Below are 18581 nucleotides of genomic sequence, written 5' to 3'. Positions count from 1 at the left end.
TACAGAGTTGGGACAGGAGTAGTTTCAGGACGTACAGAGGGCGATGAACTCGCCGTGATGCATGAGGAGTACGCGGATTCCGTCGGCGGCCAGGCGGGTGTTGTCGATGTTTGAGGAAGTTGTACCGCCCTCGCCGGCCCCGTCGGAGGCTTTCGCGACGTCGAGTTCCATCAGGTCGATGGCCGTGAGGCTTTTGTCGATCGACCAGATCGCGTGACATCGGCGGTCCGACGGCAAAGGCGTTCGACACGCTCTTCGCATCCGCCTACGACCTGATCGGCGAACAGCGCGCAACGCCGAGCAACCTGTACGCGGCCGAACCGGACGCGAAGGACGTCACCGCCGGGCTCATCGGCGACGCCGGCTACGACCCCCTGTATGTGGGCGACCTCGATCCGGGAGCGCGACTCCTGAAGGACCGTTCCGGCGTCACACGCGCCCTGGCCGGCCAGATCGGCCCGTTCTTCCACCGGCTACGCCCGCCCCGGCGAGCTGCAGGCCTACAACGGCACCCCTGAGGCTCCTCAAGTCGCTTCGTGTGCCCAGAACATGGCCGTCAGGCTGATCCTCATGACGGGAATCACGCGACTGAGCTAGAGGTGTGGCTGGATGGCCGCGGCTATCGACAGGAGCTGGTAGGGATGGGATCCTGCCAGTCCACGGGAAGATTCATAGCGCTGAAACTGTTCGGGACCCGGACCACGTTCCACCTCGATCCTTCATTCTGCGGCCCGGGCGAGGCCATCGCCTGGGCGCTGCGGCCCGAAGAACTGCATCGAGAAGGAGGAACGTGCAAAGGACATTCCTCACCCACGACGTTCCCGATTCTTGATCTCCGTTCGAAGACAGAGAAGTCAGTCACCGAGTAGGACTCGTTTTCGCAGGAGTCTGGCGAGTCGACGCGGGCCTTGGAGCGCGAGTATGGGGGTGACCTACCGCAAGGCGGTGGAGTCTGCGCGGCCCTTGCCGCCCAGCAGGGCTGGGCGATACTCGACCGGTGACATGGTTCGAGCAGGCACGGGCAGCAGAGCAGTCCGGTGACTGGGACACCGCCATCGCCCTGGTGAGCGCCCGCGCCGAGTGCTATTCCACCGACCACTACGCCCACAGCAACCATCTGTGGCACATGGCCCTGCTCGCCCACGCGGAACGACTCACAGAGCTCACGGACCTGGCCTACACGGACGTCCATGCACGTCGACGGCTCAACCGAGAGCTTCGCGACCGCGGTATGGAAGCCATGCTCCACGAGCACGCAGAGGACGACGACCGCGACGCTCTCTACACCCTCATCCGATTGCTCTGCGAGACAGACCGGACCGAGCAGGCAGGCGAGATGGTCGAGGAGATCGCCCCGCAGGAACGGCATGCCCAGGTGATCCTCACTGGCTTTGAGGCGTCATCGACCCGAAGCTCATGACGCGGACGTGCTGTCAAACCCGACAGCGTTTGTTCACGGTCCGGTGGCACTTGGTGATCGTTGGCCCTCTGGACGTCCACGGGAAGTGACGGCAGTCGTCTTCGGGCGCGTCGGTTTCCCTGCCTGTCCCGTGCGGCAGATCGGTCGTGATCATGCAGTCATGTCAGTGCCTGATGCCACGATCCGGACGACCTGACGCAAGGAGATCAGCATGGGCACCTGGGATACCGGCCCCTTCGACAACGACACGGCCGCGGACTTCGCCAACGCTCTCGACGACGCCGAACCCGAGGCACGCGAAGCCCTGATCCGAGGCGTCCTCGTCCGAACGATCGACGCCACGGGCTATCTCGCGGAAGCGGACCAGGCGGTGGCCGCCGCCGCACTCATCGCGGCGCAATGCCCGGGAGGGAACCCGTCGACACGCCCTACGGCCCGGAAACACCTATGCCCGCGTTCCCTTCCGACCTTCGGGCACTCGCCGACGAAGCCCTCGCCCGCATCGCCAGCGACGAGGCTGGGCCGGCCTCAAACTGGGTCGACCCGGAGGACTGGAAGCAGTGGCGGGCCATACTCACCCGCCTTCGCACAGTGCTTGCCCCGCCGCCGCCTTCCATCGCTCTCTTCGAAGTCCAGCCATAACGGAGCGTCATTCTGCGCAGAAGTCGAGCCGGAACCACAACTCGTCAACACGCCAGAGAAGACGCCCGGGCTGCCGTTGATCGGGCCCATGGTCGGGCCGGCACGCTGGGTTCGGCGTGCCTTGGCTCGCTGCCCATTGCAGTGCTCAGATCCATGAGATGTGGCTACGCATCACTCCCCTGGCGGCCGACACCGCCGCCGGAAGGTGCACCCCCGTGATCCGGGCCACTCCTCTGCCTTTTGGAGAGCCGGTCAATGTCGTACGTGGTGACGATCCCGTCAAGCCGACCGCCGTCCATGACCAGGATGGGCAGTCCGCCCCCGGAACCGAGGCGCTCCAGGACGGCGGTCAAGAGCTCGTCCGGTGCGGCGATCGTGCACTGTGAGAGCGGGGTGGCCACCTCACGTACCCGCAGCGCCTCCCGACGCCCGGACGGCACGGCAGCCAGTCGGCGCAGCCGCACGACACCGCTGGGGCGGCCCTCGAAGTCCAGGAGCGGCAGCACCGAATGCCCTACCTGAGCCGCCGCCTCGGACAGGAAGCGATCCACGGTCAGCCAGTCGGGACCGGTGACCACCGGACGGGTCATCGCCTGGGCCACCCGTACCCCGCGCAGGGCCGTGGCCAACTGGGCCCACCGTCGTTCGGCCGCGGCGGCGGACGCCACGAACAGGCCGATGACCATCAGCCACAATCCGCCCGACATCCCCTTCACGAAGGTCCACCATCCCACCGCGGCCAGCACCATGCCGACGACTTGCCCGCCGCGTCCGGCCGCCCGCTGGGCACGATCCCGGTCCCCCGTGCGCCACCACAGCGCTGCCTGAAGCACCCGGCCCCCGTCCAGTGGCGCGCCGGGCAGCAGGTTGAAGACACCCAGCAGCAGGTTCGTCCCGCCCAGCCAGCCCAGCACGGCAACCGGTATCCGCCAATGGAGTATCGCGTCCACCCCGGCTGAGCCTCCGAGGGCGGCCCCACCGAGCAGCAGACTGGCGAGCGGCCCGCTGACGGCGACCGCGAACGCCGCCCGTGCCGTCGTCGGCCGGTCCATCCGGGTCATCCCGCCCAGTGCCCACAGCGTCACGTCCTGTACGGATATCCCAGCTCGGCGGGCCGTCAGCGCATGCGCCGCCTCATGCACCACCAGGCTCACGAGCAACAGCACAGCACCGACGACTGCGGCGACCGCGTACACCACCGGGGGCATGCCCGGCGCGTAGGCGGGCAGTGTCCGCTTGGCCAGGCCGTACGCGAAGAGCAGCATGATCAGCGGCACACTCCAGTGCGCCCGCAGCTCCAGACCCCGCAACCTCCCGATCCGGATCGAACCCTTCATCGCCCTCACCGCCGACAGGAGACACAGGGGGCAGGCCCGAACGCGGTTCGGGGTCCCCTTTCCATGGTCCGTCCCGGCGGCCCCGCGGCCAAAAGCCGTCCTACGACACCGAGCCGGCGCAGCCCTGAACCGTGCCAGCGGTCCTCGGCACCGCTGCGATCGCTGCACAGGCGGAACGGGTGCCGGGCACCTACGGTGGTGTGATGAGCGGGGCGGGTGACCGAACGGCGCTGCGGAGGAGACTGCGATGCAGGAGCACTTCGTCTGGGTGACGACGCGCCGCCTCCAGCCGGGCACGCTGGAGGCGTTCGAGCGTGCATGGCGCCCGGCCTCCTACCCGCAGGGCATGCGCCGCGCCTTCGCGTACTGGTCCGAGGACGGACAGGAGATCACCGGGGTGTCGTTCTGGGACTCCCGAGAGGCGTGCGACTCCTGGCGGGACTCCGGGCCGGAGGCCCAGCGGCGCACCGCCATGGCCCCGTATGTCGTCGAGGAGCGGGAGGGCTTCTACCACGGCCGCGAACTCGCCCTCCCCCAGCAGTAGCCGCGGGCCGCCGCTGCCCCTGTAAGGCGCGCGATCCGGGTGCCCTTCCCCTCACACACCCCGCCGCCCGGCGCAGCGCTGTCGTCGATCCGCCGAAAGCGGCCTTTACGGCCGCGCCGCACCTCCATCGGCACGCGGCGCACGGACATCGCCCGCTGCACCGCTGGGAGAACGGGGCAGCGGGCTGGCTCCCGCAGGCGCTCTGAGCGCTGCGTGCTGCGGGGGCGGCCGTCGGGGCGCAGGGTCCCGGGGATCCGCCCGCCCGTGCGGTCATCCTGCCGTCCCGTGGGTCGCCGGCCCGGCTGCGGCGCGCCAGCACTGCACCACCGGCTCCCCGGCCAGCTCGACTCTCACCTCGCCAGGAGTTCACGCACCACCACGGACACCACTGCGACGGCCACGGTGGTCACCGCGATGCCCACTATCACCGCACGCCCGCTCCACGACGCCAGCCGCTCTCTCGCACGTTCGCATGAGGCCAACCGGCTGCGATCACCAGATTTCAGCTGGAGCAGGCAAGCCGGAGGAAAGGCCACACCGCGCTCCGCGTCGTCACGAGTGTCCACACCCTGCCCAACGAACGAGCAAGGGTTCGGAAACAGGGAGGCGGAACGCCGCCGCGGTTTCTCCGCTTGCTGATGGTCTTCTGGGCGCAGGGGTACGAAGGTGCCAGCCTCACCGACCTGACGATGCAGGCCCTTGAAATGAGTCGCGCCCTCGCGGCCCGGCTCGACATGGGACCGTCCTGGCCAGGATGCCTACGCGATGTTCGTACGGCACGGCAGGCCGGCGAAAGGTTCTTGTGCCACGTGGCGCTGCTGTCGGGCCGGCCGCCTTCACCAGCGCTCACGCCGTTGACGCGACCCCGGAAGGCCTGCACGGCGGGTGCGTCGAGGGTGGGCCGACAGTCGTCGATGACGTGGTAGCCGCGGTGTTAGGCGACGGTTGTGCAGGGCGTGGTTGGGCAGTCCAGCAGGGGCTTCGCCCGGGCCGGCCGACACGCAGCCGGGCGAGCCCGTCACGCAATGCGGGTCTCCTATCGTCGAACCGCATTGAGCTACGCAAGCAATACCTGGACAGGAACGCTCACTTGCGGCATGAGCTGGAAGCTGCGCTACTGCAAGGCGGTCATCACTGAAGTCGGGGTGCTGTCTTTGCGCCGATCAGAATTTAGCCGGTGATCATTTGTGGCGCCGTAGCTCTTCGCATCCACAACCCATCCTTCCGTAGTGCGCTCCGCTCACCCTGGAGTCGTCGCTGGGTAGCCCCAAGGGGCCCTTGCGCGGGCAGGGGGCGTCGACGCTGATCTCGCACCGGTGCCGGGCGCTGCGGCAAGACCGCGAGGTGTCTTGCCGCAGCGGAGGTTAGCGCGTGCCTGCCGACACGCAAGCACCTCGACCTGTCGGAGGCGCCGTAGCGTTACGTGTTCTGGCAGGCCGCAGCCTTGAACTCCTCGATGGAGACGGTGATTGCAGATTCGTCGCCGTTGTCCGAAGTACTGTCGTAGCGGACCTGTCCGGCGGTGAGCCGGTCCCGGTCGGCCAGGGTGAAGGAGATGCTGCTCGCTGACCACGAGTTGTCCTTGGTCCACCCGTAAAGTGCGTAGGCGGTCTTAGCGGTGAGCGGAGCGAGGGATCTGGTTGCGGTCCAACCAGCAGCCGGAGAATCGAGGGGCCAGGTGGCGAGACCCGGCATGAGGGGGCGATCGGCGGTCCATGAACCGACCCTTACCTCCTTGTTGACGTCGTCGCTGTCCGCGTAGAAGGTCGCGCCATCGATCTGATGGCCGCAGGCCATCATGACTCCGAGCAGATGGCCGTCGGCGGCCACGGAGATGCTGGCGACGGCGTCAACGGGAACGGTGCATCCTGAGGTTGCGGCCAGGGCCACGCCGACCGCGACGGCGCCGACGAAGCGCCGGAACACCGACCGTGAAGTGGTCGACCACATGCTTAGCCCCTGCCCGGGGTACGCGTGGCCCCCTGCTCCCGGATGGTAGGGGCGAGTGGCGTCTGACCGCAGTGTCGCCACCCACCCGTTGCGCGCTCGTTGTTGCCCTGTAGTCGCTTGGCTGTGTCAGCCCGATCAGGGCACCGATACCCCGGTACCTTCTGCTCAACGATCGGCGGCTGAACGGATACGACCACCGATGTGTGAAGACAGAAGCTCAGGCGGTGACTGCAGGTCACAGCATTGATCAAGCCCGCTGGCAGGGCATGTTCGACGCTCTGATGGGCCGCATCGCGGGACGCGGGGCCGGCAGACGATCTCTGCCAGAGCGGGGGTTTTCGCGTGAGCGTGTCGACCCGGAATGGGCAACGGAGCATGCACAGGCCGTCAACTGCTCGTATGACCGGTTGTCGGCGCACTGCCAGACCGCGTCTGCGCCTGTGAGGGTGGGGGCGTCGGCAGCCAGGCGTGCTGGTAGCAGTCTTGTAGATTGGAATCCGGGGGCATAAAAGACCTGCAGGTGGTCGGTGATGATGCCTGAGATCAATTTCGAAATATTGTTCGATGCGGCACCGAATCCTTACCTGGTTATGGACCGGAACCTTGTAATCGGCTACGCCAATCGCGCATATATGCAGGTCACTGGGCGTGCCAGGAGAGAATTGGTTGGTCGGCCCGTCTTCGACGTGTTCCCGGACATCCGCGCACGCACGACCATCGACGGCCTGAGCCCAGTCAAGGCTTCACTGCTTCGCGTTCTTGACTCCGGCGAACCGGATCCGCTGACCTTGCAGAGGTACGACCTCCTCGCCCCTGGCAGCCGGGACAGGTACGAAGAACGCTGGTGGTACGGAGCCCACGTCCCGGTTCCGGGACCGGACGGCACCGTGCAGTGGATCATCCAGCAATCCGAGGACGTCACCGATTACGTCCTCGCCCGCCGCCATGGCGCACTGCCCGGCATCCAGGATGAAGCCGTGGAGGCGGAGCTGTACAACCGCACACGCGCACTGCAAGGGTGCAACGATCAGCTGCGCCGGGCACATGCCCGGGAACGCGAGGTCGCGGTCACGTTGCAGGAGGCCATGCTCGAGGACCCCGACCTTTCTCGGCACGACAATGTCACCGTCCGCTACATCCCCGCGGTCCAGTCCCTGCACGTAGGCGGAGACTGGTTCGACGTGGTCGACGTGCCACCCGACCGGTGCTCCGTGGCGATCGGCGATGTTGTCGGACACGGGCTGCAAGCGGCCGCACTCATGGGTATGCTCCGCAGCGCACTCAGCGGTGCGAGCCGCGCCATCCACAGCCCGGCGGGCGCGCTAGAAGTGCTGGGCCGTTACGCGGAATCCATAGACGGCGCGCTGAACACCACCGTAGCCACTGCGCTCATCGACGCACGACCCCGGAGGATCATCTACAGCGTCGCTGGGCACCCACCGCCGGTGCTGATGCACTCCGACGGGCGCTTCGAGCTGTTGGATCAGGCCACCGGTCCGCCTCTTGGCATCGCACCTCTACACCTCCCGCGCCCGCAGGTGAGCGTCGACTACACGCCGGGTGACACCCTGGTGATGTATACCGACGGCCTGATCGAACGACGGGGGCGGGACATCGACGCAGGCCTGGCCTTGATGATCGAGGAGCTTGTCCGCTGCTGCGCCCTCGGCCACGAACAAACCGCCGACGCCCTGCTGGACTGTATGGAGGTCGCCCACGGCGGTGACGACGACATCGCCCTTATCGTGGTTCGCCTCTGACGAGTTGGTGCGTGATAGCGGGTGAGGTGTCGTGCCAGGCAGATGGCAGGATCCCGCTGTGACGACCGCGGTGGCTCTGCGGCTCCGACTCCGGCCTGCGATTGTCCTTGGCGGTGACCGGCTGCGTGGTTGGAAGGCGGTGGTGCCGGCTGGGGCGGCCGGCGAGGGGTTCGGGCATGGCCGTGATGAAGTAGGCGGCGGCACCGAGCGTGCCGTCCGCGCGTCCTTCACGCTCGCGGACCAGATATCCGTTCCGCTCCAACTCCTTGAGCGAACAGGTCCGCCGTACTGCCGTGATCCACCTCGTGGCCGGACCGCCCATGTGCGCTTTCGTGCCGGGTGCGCACCCCGTCGTCGCCTCCCTTCCTGCGCCGCTCAGGCTGACCCCTGCCCCAGAACCCCCAAGACCGTCCGGGGCGTTCAGCTGAGCCTGGGTCCTGGCAACAGGACCCACTCCCGCTCAGTCCTTGGGAGCGGTGGACTGGACGGCGTAGCTGTCGACGAGGGAGAAGGCGACCACGTAGCGGTGCGTGGTGTAGGCGGAGCGGCTCACTGTGTCGGTCAACAGGGGGTGCCAGGCGAGGTAGACGGTCCCGTCGACCGCGGCCTTCTCCAGTCTGCCGCCTATCTGGATGTCGCCGGTCTCCGCTCTGGGCGTGCACGGAAGCTCCGCCACCGCCACTCGCAGCCGGACGCCGAGCCCGCCGTACGGAATGTCGTGCTTCTGTGTGGCCGGGCCGTACGTCGTGGACAGGCAGATCGGCTGCGAACCCGGGGGGTCGGTGCTTCCCTGCTGCGACCCGGCCGGGGACGGGTCACCGCCGGCCTGGCTCATCCAAGTCGCCATCCCGGTCAGCGTGTTCGGGGACAAACCCGAGCCCACCCACTTTTGCTCGGCCAGCATCGCGTCGAGTTGGTGGAGGTGCGTGCGGATGTTCCCGTCGAACGCGAGGTAGAGGACGCTGCTGCGGACGCAGTTGATCGGTGCCCAGTGCGCTGGCCCGATGAACGGGTTCTGGTCCTCCGTACGGCAGGAGTCCGCTACCGATGTGCCGAGCTGAACGGCCCAGGGCAGTGCCGCCGTCAGGTTCGTCAGGCCCGCGGAACTCGTCCGTGCCGCGGCCGCGTCGGCGGTCTGGGTGGCGGCGGAGTGCGCGAAGGCGCCAACATCGGGCGGCGTGCGGTCCAGGATGCGGTGGATCTGCCATAGAACCAGCGCGCACACCAGGCCGACCGCGACCAGCACGGCGATCAGGCATCCGCGTGCCGGCGAGCCCGCCGGACCGTTTCCCCCCGTTGGATGATCCATGTCTGCATGGTCGCGGGCCGACAGCGGGTTTGGGACAACGGGCCGGTCTCCTTACGGTCTCGCCAACCGGAACGGTCCCTGTCCCGAGGGGATTTGTCCGCCCCACGCGGAGGACGGTAATGAGGACCTCCACTCTGGGGCACTGCGAAGGCCGCTTCTGGCCGGACCGGCACTACCATGTCACCCTCATGACCGCCGCCGACGCATTTCTTCCCGAACAACGTCTGGCCCCAAAAGCACCCGAGCAGCATTCACCTCTACCAGATCCTCGACGCTCTTCAGGACGCCCTGAGGTGCTGGACCGGACCGGCATCTCACCACCTGCCCGGCAGACCACACACCACACCACACCAAGATCAAGACGCACCTAATGGATTCCTATGGGAGTTCACCAAGCGGTCGGATCGAGGGCTGCGGCGCAGGGGGGCGTCGCGGAGCAGCTCCGGCTGCTCGGGCTGAGTGAAGTCGATCAGCCCCCATCCCGCGCACCCGTCCCACTTGGACCTTGATCACGTCTTGCCCTTTCGGGATCCGTATCCCCGGTCCAGACACATCTGCTATACGCCGGTATCGGCACATAGCTAGAGTGCTGGTATGGGAAAGCAGACGAACATCCGACTGGACGAAGCCGTCAAAGCGGCCGCTGAGGAGCGGGCCAAGCGCCGCGGCCTGAGCTTGCAGGGGTATGTGGCCGATCTGATCGAGGCCGATGTGAACCAGTCACGCGCCGCCTTCATGGCCGGCGCCGCGGCGTTCCTCGCCGCGTACACGGAAGAGTTCGAGGCGGAGGTCGGTGAGGACCGGTACCCCGGCCTCCCAGGCAAGCCGGCACAGGCCGCGCCGAAGGACGCCGCGTGAACCTCCGCATCGATGTCGCCTGGATTCTGGCAGTGGCACAGCAGATTCCGGGGGATCCCCAAGTCGTCGATTACGGCGTCCCGGTCGCGGCGGAAGCACGTCATCGAGCGGAAATCCTTGACCACGAGGTCTACCCGGAGCCCCATCACAAGGCTGCGGCGCTGCTGTGCGAGCTGGCGAGAAACCCGAGCCTGGAGGTGAGGAACCTCCTGTTCGCGGCCACAGTGACCGCTGCGTACCTGTCGGCATGCGGCCTGCCGGTGAGTCCTGGCCTGAACACCGTTCTCCCACTGGCCCGCGCCGCTCGGGACGGGCTCCCCGTACGGGAGATCGCCGCTCAGATCAAGACCTGGACCAGCTGATCGTCTCGCAGTGTGAGACCTCTGCAAAAGCCTGGGCCGAACTGGCGGCGGCATGGGAGCACCACGGGCCCGATGCAGATTCCCGGGCCGGAGCGGAATGAGGCCGTCGCAGCTGCACTGGGGCCGGTGGCCCCCGGTGGGCCGGCGGGAGCTTGGGCGGTTGTTTCAGGATTCCGGGGCGTGGGGCTCGGGCCGGGCAGCCGGCGAGGTGAGGTGCTCTACCCGGCAGGATCAGCAGGGGGGGCTGCCCCGAGGAGGTGGCGGGACTCGCCGGGCCGTATCGACGCCCCTTGCGTCTGATCTTCGGGCTGATATTCCGGAAGTGAACCAGGGCGCCATTGCCCACGCCCCCGAAGGCCCCGGTGAGGTGCGATGTGATGTGGCAAAATTGGGCCCGTGAATGCGCTTCCCCCGTCCGGCGCGGGGACGGCAGACGATGGTTTGCGGTCTGTTCTGGAGCGCTTCGACGTCGGAGTCGTGGTGCGCCGGATGACGGCCGGGTTCGACCGGCTGGCCGCTTACACCAGCTTCGAGTGGCCGGTGGACCGGACGGCCGTGGTGCGCTGGAACGTCGACCTCATTATGCGCTGGATGATCAACGGGCTTCCGCCGGACGACTATCTCCGGTCCGAACTGCACGAGTTCCTGCGCGCTCGCGCCGTCGCCGGTCAGCCGATCGAGGACAGCATCCTGGTCTACCGCCGTGGAGCGCGTATGTTTTGGGAGGCGCTGCTCGATCTGGCGGGTGACGAGGATCGGGCGGTGCTCGTCGCAGAGTGGGACACGGTCTGGGGCTGTCTGGAGGACTACCTCGACCTGGTCGTGGACGTGTTCGTGCAGGCCTATGCCGACCAGCAGGATGCGCCGTCAACGGCCGGTGACCGGCGTGCCCGTGCCCTCTTCGACCGGTTGTGCGCGCGGCTGCCGGTCACGATCGAAGACCGCGACCGGGCCGCCCGGCTCGGGTTCGACCTGGTGGAACCGTACCGCCCCTTCACTGCCCGGCTGGCCGGGGCCACGGTCGCCGACCATGCCCGTCTCGCCTCGCGGCTGCGCGCGTCGGGGGCGCTCGCCTTTACCGAGGGGTTCCGGGTGACTGGCCTGACACCGGACCGGTTCGGCTGGGCGGTGTTTCTCGACGATCCGCGGTTGATTCTGGCGCAAGACTCGCCCCTCCCCCGCGATCGGCTCGGGTCGGCCGTCGACGGCCTGCGCGCGCTGATCGAGATCGCGACCCGGTCCGGACGCCGGGGCCGGGTGCGCGCCGATGACTACCTGCCCGAACTGCTGCTGGCCGACTCGCCGGAAGCCTCCGACCGGATAGTCCGCCGGGTCTTCGGCCCGCTTGAGCGGGCCGAAGCCGTTGATCTGGCGCACACCTTGCGGTGTCTGGCCGCCCACGACTTCGACAACACGACGACCGCAGCCGAGTTGCCGGTGCACCGCAACACGCTGCTTTACCGGGTAGCCCGGATCGAGAAGCTGACTGGACTGTCACTCAAAGATCAGCGGGACCGTACCCTCGTGCTGCTCGCCGTCACCTGGGAGGCCATCACCGCAGACGTACGGTCGGCCTCGGAGCGGCCGGACGCCTTGGGATAGGTCTGCCGAGCGCACGTCATCCTGTGGGGAAGGCCAACTGATCACATGAGTCGGGCGCCGATCACCACCCGGAGCACGCTCGAGGCTGCGCTGTGCGGGAGGGTGGGGGGTCAGGTCGGTCGGGCGGTAACTCGAATCCGTCGTGCCAGGCCGAGCTGCATGGCGCCGAGCATGATCAGCCACAGTCCGGCCAGGAGGGCCAGCGTCAGCAGTGACAGCCCCGGCCAAGCAAGCAAGGTCAGGCCGGCGAGGACACCGAGCAGCCCGATGAAGACGTTCCAGGCTCGCCCGGGCAGGCCTGGGTGGTCGACCGCTGCGAACACGGCCGTGAAACCGTCCACGATCCAGTAGACGCCGAGTACAACTCCCAGCGCGAGCAGCGTGATCAGCACGTGTCGGATCGTGTACAGGCCGAGTAGCAGGCTCACCACGCCGAGGATCGCCGTGAGGGTGCGGGCAGTACTCGTCTCCCCCAGGCTTGCCGATCCCACCAGCCGGAATATCCCGGTGGCGATCAGCTGAGTGCCGAGGAGCACCGCGAGCACAACGAGGGTCGGACCGGGCCATGCCACGGCGATGACGCCGGTGACGATCGAGACCAGGCCATAGAGCAGATGCCAGGTCCAGGAGCCGCCCATGCGGGCGACGGGGCTCTTGTTCATGCCGCGAAGCTATGGGCGCTCCCGGTGGGCGAGTTCCCAAAATCCGACCTCGTCTTCGTGCCCGTGCACAGGTGGGAAGGACGTTGAATGGCCAGGGCAGGCGCCACACTCGGAGAGGCTCGAGTTCGTCAGGTAATACGGGCCAACCGCGGTCATCGGGCGCGAACCCCGTGGGAAGTGAGCGACGGGGCGCTGCCAGGGCGAGGTGCGTTCGCTGCCTCGACCGTTCCAGTTGCTGATGGGGAGGGTGCCAGGACATGGCCGGTGTCGTTGATTGGGAAAGTTTCGGCGTGATGACCGGGGGCGCCAGCGGCGCCCTCACCGGCCTGTTGTTCGTGGCGGTGTCTCTGAACGCCCAACGGATCGCCGGACATCCGGTTCTGCGGGCGATCGCGGCGCAGACGCTTGTGCTGTTCATTGCGCCGCTGGTGATGGCGACGGTTTTGCTGGTGCCTCGTCAGCCCGACTGGGCCGTGGGCACTGAGTTCATTGCCGCCGGGCTGTCCGGGGGTCTGAGTCTGCTGGCCATCGGGCGGCGCAAGCGCGCTCTGGCCACTGCTCCCGGGCGGCTGGTCGGCCTGTTCGATCGCCGTGACACCGGCATTGTCGTGATGCTGCTGTTCGTGGCCGGCGGAGCGGTCCTGGCGTCGGGCAGGCCTGCAGGGCTCTACCTGCTGCTGCCCGCCTCGCTCGTGGCGTTCGTGAGCGGTGTGCTGAGTGCATGGAACTTTCTGCTGCCGCCGCCGGACATGCTGTAACGGCGCTGCGCCGGAGGACTGTCTCCGGCCACGTCCGGGACAGCAGCGGAGCCAATGGTGACCACGGGGCCGGCGCCTTGCACTGATTGCCATCGCCGCAGACCCATGTATCGGGCGGCACCGGGATTCCCTGTGCTCCGGCCGCCACTGGCCGCCCGTGCAGCGGTTTCCACTGCCCTTACCCCGGCGACAGCCGGATCGCCCGAGCCCTTGGAAGGAACAGAGATGCACGCCATGCCCCGGGCCGACAGCGGGCCCGCGGCGATCGGTCGGCTGCGCAGCGTTCTCCACGACCTCGACAGCGAGCTGCTGGCACGGCAGGTGGCCTGTGGTCTGAACGGTGCTCCAGTAGGCCGGATATCCGGTCACGGCTGCCAGGCGGGCGTCGTGGAGGACATCATCCGCCGCAGCCTGGAACTGGTGCGGAACTGGCTGTTGAGCGGACAGGGGCCCGACGCCGGCGCGCTGTCGGACCTGTATGAGGCGGCGCGCGAGGCGGCGCGGCACGGTCTGGCTGCCGAGGACGTGATACGTGCGTGCTGTGGGGCGGCGCGGGCGGTGCGCGGCGCCGTGCTGGAGGCCGGCTCACCCGAGGGCGGGGGTGTCTGGCTGCTGCCTCACCTGGAAGTGCCGTGGGCGTTCCTCGATGTCGCCCTGACGACCGTCACGCGGGCGTACGCCGACCAACGGGACCTTCCGTCCGCCTCCGGCAACTCTCGGGCGGCGACACTGTTCGCCCGGGTCTGTGCACGGTCGGCGACGACCATCGAGGACCTCGACCGGGCGGAGCAAATGGGGTTCCAACTGGCAGGGCCCCATTGTCCGTTCGTTGCGGCGCTCCAAGGCGGCTCGGCCGCCGCACACGCAGGCCTGGCGGCGCGCATCCGGTCCGCGGGTGCACTTGCCAGCGCGGAGGGTCACCGCGTTGCGGGCCTGACCATGCCGGGCTTCGACTGGGGCCCCTTTCTCGCCGACAGTGCACTGATTCTCGCGGCCGAGTCGGCCACCGGCGATGACGGGCTCGCTGATGCGGTCGGTAACCTGCACGATCTGGTCACTCTCGCGGCCCGGGCCGGACGCCGGGGACGGATCCGCGTGGACGACTTCCTGACGGAGCTTATGCTCGCGAACTCCCCGCGGCTGGCCGAAGACATCGTGCGACGTGTCCTCGGCCTGCTGGATGCCGAGGACCCTTCCGGGACGTTGTCACAGACACTGCGGTCCCTGGCCGCGCACGGTTTCAACCGGACGGCGGCAGCAACAGCGCTCCCGGCCCACCGCAACACGCTGCTCTACCGCATCAACCGGATCGAGAAGCTGACCGGCCTCGATCTCGAACGGCACGCGCACCGCGAGCTCGCCCGGCTGGCCGTGGTCTGGAGGGACACCATGGGCGGCGATGTTCCGGCCCGGCACGAGTGAGAGCCGGCGCGGATGCGCCGATGGGTCCTGCCCTTGGGAAGCGGTCCGGTCGGGGATATCGAACGCACGCGTGCACCGCTCATAGCCGGCATCGCGAATTCAGCTGCTGTTCCTGGTCGTTGCTGTGCACAACCGCCGGCGAAATCGTTGGGGCCACGCACAGTGCACGTGGCGGCAGGCTGATCGCGGCAGGACAGATCGCCGGGTGTCTGCCCGGACAACTACCGCAGCGACAAAGGGGATGCCGACATGAGTGATGCACCGAACACGATCGTTCTGATTCACGGCCTTTGGATGACCCCGCTGGCCTGGGAGCACTGGACCGCCCGATACGAGGAGCGGGGCTTCACCGTGCTCACACCCGGATACCCCGGGATCGAGGCGGGTGAGGCCGGAGTGGCGGCGCTGCGCGAGGACCCCTCGGCGATCGCCGGTGTCGGGGTGCGCGAGGTGCTGGACCATCTCACCGAAGTGATCGAGAAGCTCGACACTCCGCCGATCATCATGGGGCACTCCTTCGGCGGGACGTTCGCCCAGCTGCTGGTGGGCGCCGGGCTCGGCGCCGCCGGGGTGTCGATCGACGGAGCCGCCGTCAAGGGTGTGAACGCGATGCCGTTGTCAGAACTCCGCTCGGTCCTGCCGGTCCTGAAGGACCCGGCGAACATACACAGGGCCGTCCCCTTGACGGCCAAGCAGTTCCACTACGCCTTCACCAACACCCTGGATGAGAACGCCTCTCAGCAGGCCTACGACCGCTACGCGGTGCCGACACCGGCCCGCATCCTGTTCCAGGGCGGCTTCGCGGCCGTCACCCCGCACGCAGCCACGACGTTCAACTTCTCCGACAACGACCGGGCGCCGCTGTTGTTTGTCTCCGGCGGCAGCGACCACATCCTGCCCCCTGCCGTCCAGCGGCAGAACTACGAGAAGAACGCCAAGCACTCGACGGCGGTCACCGCCCACACCGTCTTCGAAGGCCGCGATCACTTCACCTGCGGCGAGCCCGGCTGGGAAGCCGTCGCCGACTACGCCCTGGACTGGGCACTGAACCCGCGCAGCGGAGTCCTCGACGCCACCACCGGCGAACACTGACCGGATCCGACGCAACCCGCTGAGAAGGGAGAGTCCCGCCATGTCGAAGACGGTGGCCGACGGCCTGTGGGAGATGCTGGTCAGCGCCGGTGTACGGCGCTGCTACGGAATCGTGGGCGACGCGCTCAACCCGGTGGTCGACGCCATGCGCCGCAACGGCCAGGTCGACTTCGTACACGTGCGAAACGAGGAGTTCGGCGCCTTCGCCGCGGTCGCCGAGGCGAAACTGACGGGGCATCCGGTCGCCGTGTGCGGAACGGCCGGCCCCGGGGTGGCTCACCTGATCAACGGGATGCTGGACGCCCTCAAGGAGCAGGTGCCCCTCATCGTCCTGGCCGGCGACACCGAAACCGGCCTGATGGACAGCGAGACCGTCGAGGAACTGAACCCGTACCGGTTCTTCGCGCCCGCATCGGTGTACGTGGGCCGGCTGGTCAACCCCGGCCAGCTCCGTACCGTCGTGACCTCGGCCGTGACGGCCGCAGTAACCCGGGGCGGTCCCGCAGTCGTCGCACTGCCCGGCGACATAGCGGCCGCGGACGCGCCGAAGGATCGCTACGAGATACGGCTGCCCCGGCCGGTGCGCGCGCCGGCCGGGGAGGAGGATCTCGCCGCCATGGCCGAGATGATCAACGAAGCCGGCACGGTCGCCGTCTTCGGCGGCCAGGGCTGCGCCGGGGCCCACACCGAGGTCACCGCGCTGGCCGGAAAACTGAGTGCGCCCGTCGGCTACTCACTCAAGGGCAAGCAGTTCCTCGAACACGACAACGCGAACGCGGTCGGAATGACCGGCCTCCTCGGCTACGGCGGCTGCCATCACGCGCTCCAGCACGCGGACGTCCTGCTGATGCTCGGCACCGACTTCCCCTTCACCAGCTTCCTGCCACACGGCAGGACCAGGATCATCCAGGTCGATGAGAACCCGGAACGGCTCGGCCGACGCGTACCGGTGGCCTTGGGCGTCACCGGCGACGTACAGGCCACCGTGGCCGCGCTGCTGCCGCTGGTCGAGCCCAAACCCGACGGCGGGTTCCTCACCCGCTGCGTGGAGGAGACCGAGCGGTTCCACCGCAGGACGCGGCACTACACGAGCAAGGGCCCCCGCATCAAACCGATCAGGCCCGAGTACCTCGCCACCGTCCTCAGCGACCTCGCCGCCGACGACGCACTGTTCTTCGCCGACACCGGCACCCCCGTCATCTGGGCCGCCCGGCACATCAAGTACGGCCCGCGGCGGCGGCTGCTGGGATCGTTCTCCTGGGCGTCGATGGCCACCGCCTCACCCGGCGCGTTCGGCGCCCAGCTCGCCTTCCCCGGCAGGCAGACGATCGCGCTGTGCGGCGACGGAGGATTCACCATGCTCGCACTCGGCGACCTGCTCACAGAGGTACAGCGCCGACTGCCCGTCGTACACATCGTGCTCAACAACAGCAGCCTGGACTTCGTCAAGATCGAGCAACAGGAAGCCGGCTTCGTCCCGTTCGGCACCGACTTCACCAACCCGAACTTCGCCGTCGTCGCCGAGGCCATGGGCGCGAAGGGCATCCGCATCGAAGACCCCGACGACGTCGCGGACGGCCTCGCAGCCGCCTTGGCCCACACGGGCGGCCCGGTCGTCGTCGACGTCCTCGTCGACCCCTACGCACTCGCCGTCCCAGCCCACGTACCGGCCAAAACCGCCGTCGGATTCACACTCAGTGCGGCCCGGCAAGTCCTCGCCGGCCGTCTCGACGACGTCATCGACACCGCTACGCACAACGCCCGGCTCATCTGAACCGCCGCCCCGCCGACCAAGGAAGACGCACAATGAAAGACAGCCACGACTCCCCACCAAAAACCGCGGGCGCGGCGCCCACCTGGCACGAGATCCACCACGGCGGCTCGCCGGAGGCCGAAGAGGCTCACTTCCGCGACCTGGCGGACGTCATCGTCAACATCCAGCGGACCAACAAGCAGAAATCCGGCTCCCAGGTCTCCCGCCGCACGTTCCACGCCAAGATTGTCGTCGGCGTGGACAACGCCGAACTCGCCTTCCGGGACGATCTGCCCGCCGACCTGCACGCCGGAAACTTCACCGCCGGGGCACGGCTGCCGGCCATCGTCCGGCTGTCCAACGCCAGCGGTGCCGTCCGAACCGACACCAGCCCCGACCTCCGCGGCGCAGCACTGAAGATCACCCTCCCCGGTGGCAGCGAGCACGACCTCCTCATGACCAGCTATCCGGTCTCCCACGCCCGTAACGCCGCCCAGTTCGTCGAGATCGCCAGGATCGGCGCCGGTCCCAAAGCCCTGGTCCTGCCGCGCATGCTGGCGGAGTTCGGTCCCTCGGAGACCGCACGCATCCTCGGCAATCTAAAGAAGGCCAACCGCCCATCGGCCAGCCTGGCCCAGGAGTCCTACTGGAGTCGCGGCGCCGTCCTGTGGGGGGACACCGGGCCCGTCAGATTCCGCCTCAGTCCCCTCGGCGCACCCACTGCGCCTACCCTGCGGCCGGACTCAACGGACGAACTCCTAGCCGACTTCTCCGCCCGCTTGAGCACCTCGCCGGTGCGGTTCGCCCTCCACATCCAAAAGTACGTCAGTGAGCGGCTCACCCCGATCGAGGACGGGGCAGTCGAATGGAAGGAGGCAGTCTCGCCCTGGGTCAGCGTGGCCACCCTGGCGATTCCCCCTCAGAGCATCCTCGACGCCCAGGGGCGGGCTACCCGTGACCGTATCGACACCCTCGCATTCAACCCCTGGCACGCCCCTGCAGAGTTCCGCCCGCTCGGCAATCTCAACCGTGCCCGCCGCACCGTCTACGCGGCCAGCGCCAGGGAATGGCAAGCCCGGTAGCGGCCGCGCCGAGCGTCAACCCGCATCG

Annotated in this window: 16 protein-coding genes and 1 pseudogene; 12 read left to right on the top strand and 5 right to left on the bottom strand. The window is 68.1% G+C overall.

The window, feature by feature from the left end:
- Positions 1 to 24: 24 nt before the first annotated feature.
- Positions 25 to 171 (bottom strand): hypothetical protein, encoded by a 147-nt coding sequence (locus RCR19_RS38140; RefSeq protein ID WP_331269688.1) that lies wholly within the window; start codon positions 169 to 171, stop codon positions 25 to 27.
- Between the two features lie 826 nt (positions 172 to 997).
- On the opposite strand from RCR19_RS38140, the gene RCR19_RS38135 reads away from it, so the two are divergent.
- Positions 998 to 1420, top strand: coding sequence for a hypothetical protein (locus RCR19_RS38135; RefSeq protein WP_331269687.1), 423 nt, complete (start codon positions 998 to 1000; stop codon positions 1418 to 1420).
- 211 nt (positions 1421 to 1631) lie between these two features.
- A pseudogene (locus RCR19_RS38130) lies at positions 1632 to 2062 on the top strand (DUF4259 domain-containing protein).
- Between the two features lie 164 nt (positions 2063 to 2226).
- Here RCR19_RS38130 and RCR19_RS38125 read toward each other — a convergent pair.
- A complete protein-coding gene (locus tag RCR19_RS38125; protein WP_331269686.1) occupies positions 2227 to 3399 on the bottom strand; it encodes a site-2 protease family protein in 1173 nt (390 codons plus the stop codon).
- Positions 3400 to 3646: 247 nt separating this feature from the next.
- Between RCR19_RS38125 and RCR19_RS38120 the strand changes: the two genes are divergently transcribed.
- Positions 3647 to 3943, top strand: a complete 297-nt coding sequence (locus RCR19_RS38120; protein ID WP_331269685.1) for a hypothetical protein — start codon at positions 3647 to 3649, stop codon at positions 3941 to 3943.
- Positions 3944 to 5362: 1419 nt separating this feature from the next.
- Here RCR19_RS38120 and RCR19_RS38115 read toward each other — a convergent pair.
- Complete coding sequence (locus tag RCR19_RS38115) at positions 5363 to 5869, bottom strand: hypothetical protein (RefSeq protein ID WP_331269684.1); 507 nt, start codon at positions 5867 to 5869, stop codon at positions 5363 to 5365.
- A gap of 554 nt (positions 5870 to 6423) precedes the next feature.
- Here RCR19_RS38115 and RCR19_RS38110 point away from each other — a divergent pair.
- Positions 6424 to 7653: a SpoIIE family protein phosphatase gene (locus RCR19_RS38110; RefSeq protein ID WP_331269683.1), complete on the top strand. Its 1230-nt coding sequence runs from the start codon at positions 6424 to 6426 to the stop codon at positions 7651 to 7653.
- Between the two features lie 460 nt (positions 7654 to 8113).
- Here the strand turns inward: RCR19_RS38110 and RCR19_RS38105 are convergent, their stop codons facing one another.
- Positions 8114 to 8962 carry a hypothetical protein gene (locus RCR19_RS38105; RefSeq protein ID WP_331269682.1) on the bottom strand — a complete coding sequence of 283 codons (849 nt, stop codon included), beginning with the start codon at positions 8960 to 8962 and terminating at the stop codon, positions 8114 to 8116.
- A 594-nt stretch (positions 8963 to 9556) separates the two neighbouring features.
- Between RCR19_RS38105 and RCR19_RS38100 the strand changes: the two genes are divergently transcribed.
- The 3 genes from RCR19_RS38100 to RCR19_RS38090 all read left to right on the top strand — a co-directional run bounded on the left by RCR19_RS38100 (position 9557) and on the right by RCR19_RS38090 (position 11784).
- Positions 9557 to 9820, top strand: a complete 264-nt coding sequence (locus tag RCR19_RS38100; protein ID WP_331269681.1) for a hypothetical protein — start codon at positions 9557 to 9559, stop codon at positions 9818 to 9820.
- Complete coding sequence (locus tag RCR19_RS38095; RefSeq protein ID WP_331269680.1) at positions 9817 to 10182, top strand: hypothetical protein; 366 nt, start codon at positions 9817 to 9819, stop codon at positions 10180 to 10182. Before RCR19_RS38100 ends, RCR19_RS38095 begins: the two co-directional genes overlap by 4 nt.
- A gap of 555 nt (positions 10183 to 10737) precedes the next feature.
- Entirely contained in the window at positions 10738 to 11784 is a 1047-nt protein-coding gene (locus tag RCR19_RS38090; RefSeq protein ID WP_331269679.1) for a helix-turn-helix domain-containing protein, read from the top strand.
- Positions 11785 to 11894: 110 nt separating this feature from the next.
- On the opposite strand, the gene RCR19_RS38085 is transcribed toward RCR19_RS38090, so the two are convergent.
- A complete protein-coding gene (locus tag RCR19_RS38085; RefSeq protein WP_331269678.1) occupies positions 11895 to 12446 on the bottom strand; it encodes a DUF308 domain-containing protein in 552 nt (183 codons plus the stop codon).
- 257 nt (positions 12447 to 12703) lie between these two features.
- Between RCR19_RS38085 and RCR19_RS38080 the strand changes: the two genes are divergently transcribed.
- From RCR19_RS38080 to RCR19_RS38060, 5 genes are all read left to right on the top strand, one after another.
- Positions 12704 to 13204 carry a hypothetical protein gene (locus tag RCR19_RS38080; protein ID WP_331269677.1) on the top strand — a complete coding sequence of 167 codons (501 nt, stop codon included), beginning with the start codon at positions 12704 to 12706 and terminating at the stop codon, positions 13202 to 13204.
- A gap of 225 nt (positions 13205 to 13429) precedes the next feature.
- A complete protein-coding gene (locus tag RCR19_RS38075; RefSeq protein WP_331269676.1) occupies positions 13430 to 14626 on the top strand; it encodes a helix-turn-helix domain-containing protein in 1197 nt (398 codons plus the stop codon).
- A 249-nt stretch (positions 14627 to 14875) separates the two neighbouring features.
- Positions 14876 to 15718 (top strand): alpha/beta fold hydrolase, encoded by an 843-nt coding sequence (locus RCR19_RS38070; protein ID WP_331263086.1) that lies wholly within the window; start codon positions 14876 to 14878, stop codon positions 15716 to 15718.
- 40 nt (positions 15719 to 15758) lie between these two features.
- Positions 15759 to 17492: a thiamine pyrophosphate-dependent enzyme gene (locus RCR19_RS38065; RefSeq protein ID WP_331263087.1), complete on the top strand. Its 1734-nt coding sequence runs from the start codon at positions 15759 to 15761 to the stop codon at positions 17490 to 17492.
- Between the two features lie 32 nt (positions 17493 to 17524).
- Entirely contained in the window at positions 17525 to 18553 is a 1029-nt protein-coding gene (locus RCR19_RS38060) for a hypothetical protein (protein WP_331263088.1), read from the top strand.
- Positions 18554 to 18581 lie beyond the last annotated feature (28 nt).

The sequence above is a fragment of the Streptomyces sp. WAC07094 genome (assembly GCF_036320405.1).
GTDB lineage: Bacteria > Actinomycetota > Actinomycetes > Streptomycetales > Streptomycetaceae > Streptomyces > Streptomyces lannensis.
The sequence above is the reverse complement of the archived record's forward strand: the minus strand, read 5'-3'. Positions and strand labels throughout refer to the sequence as shown.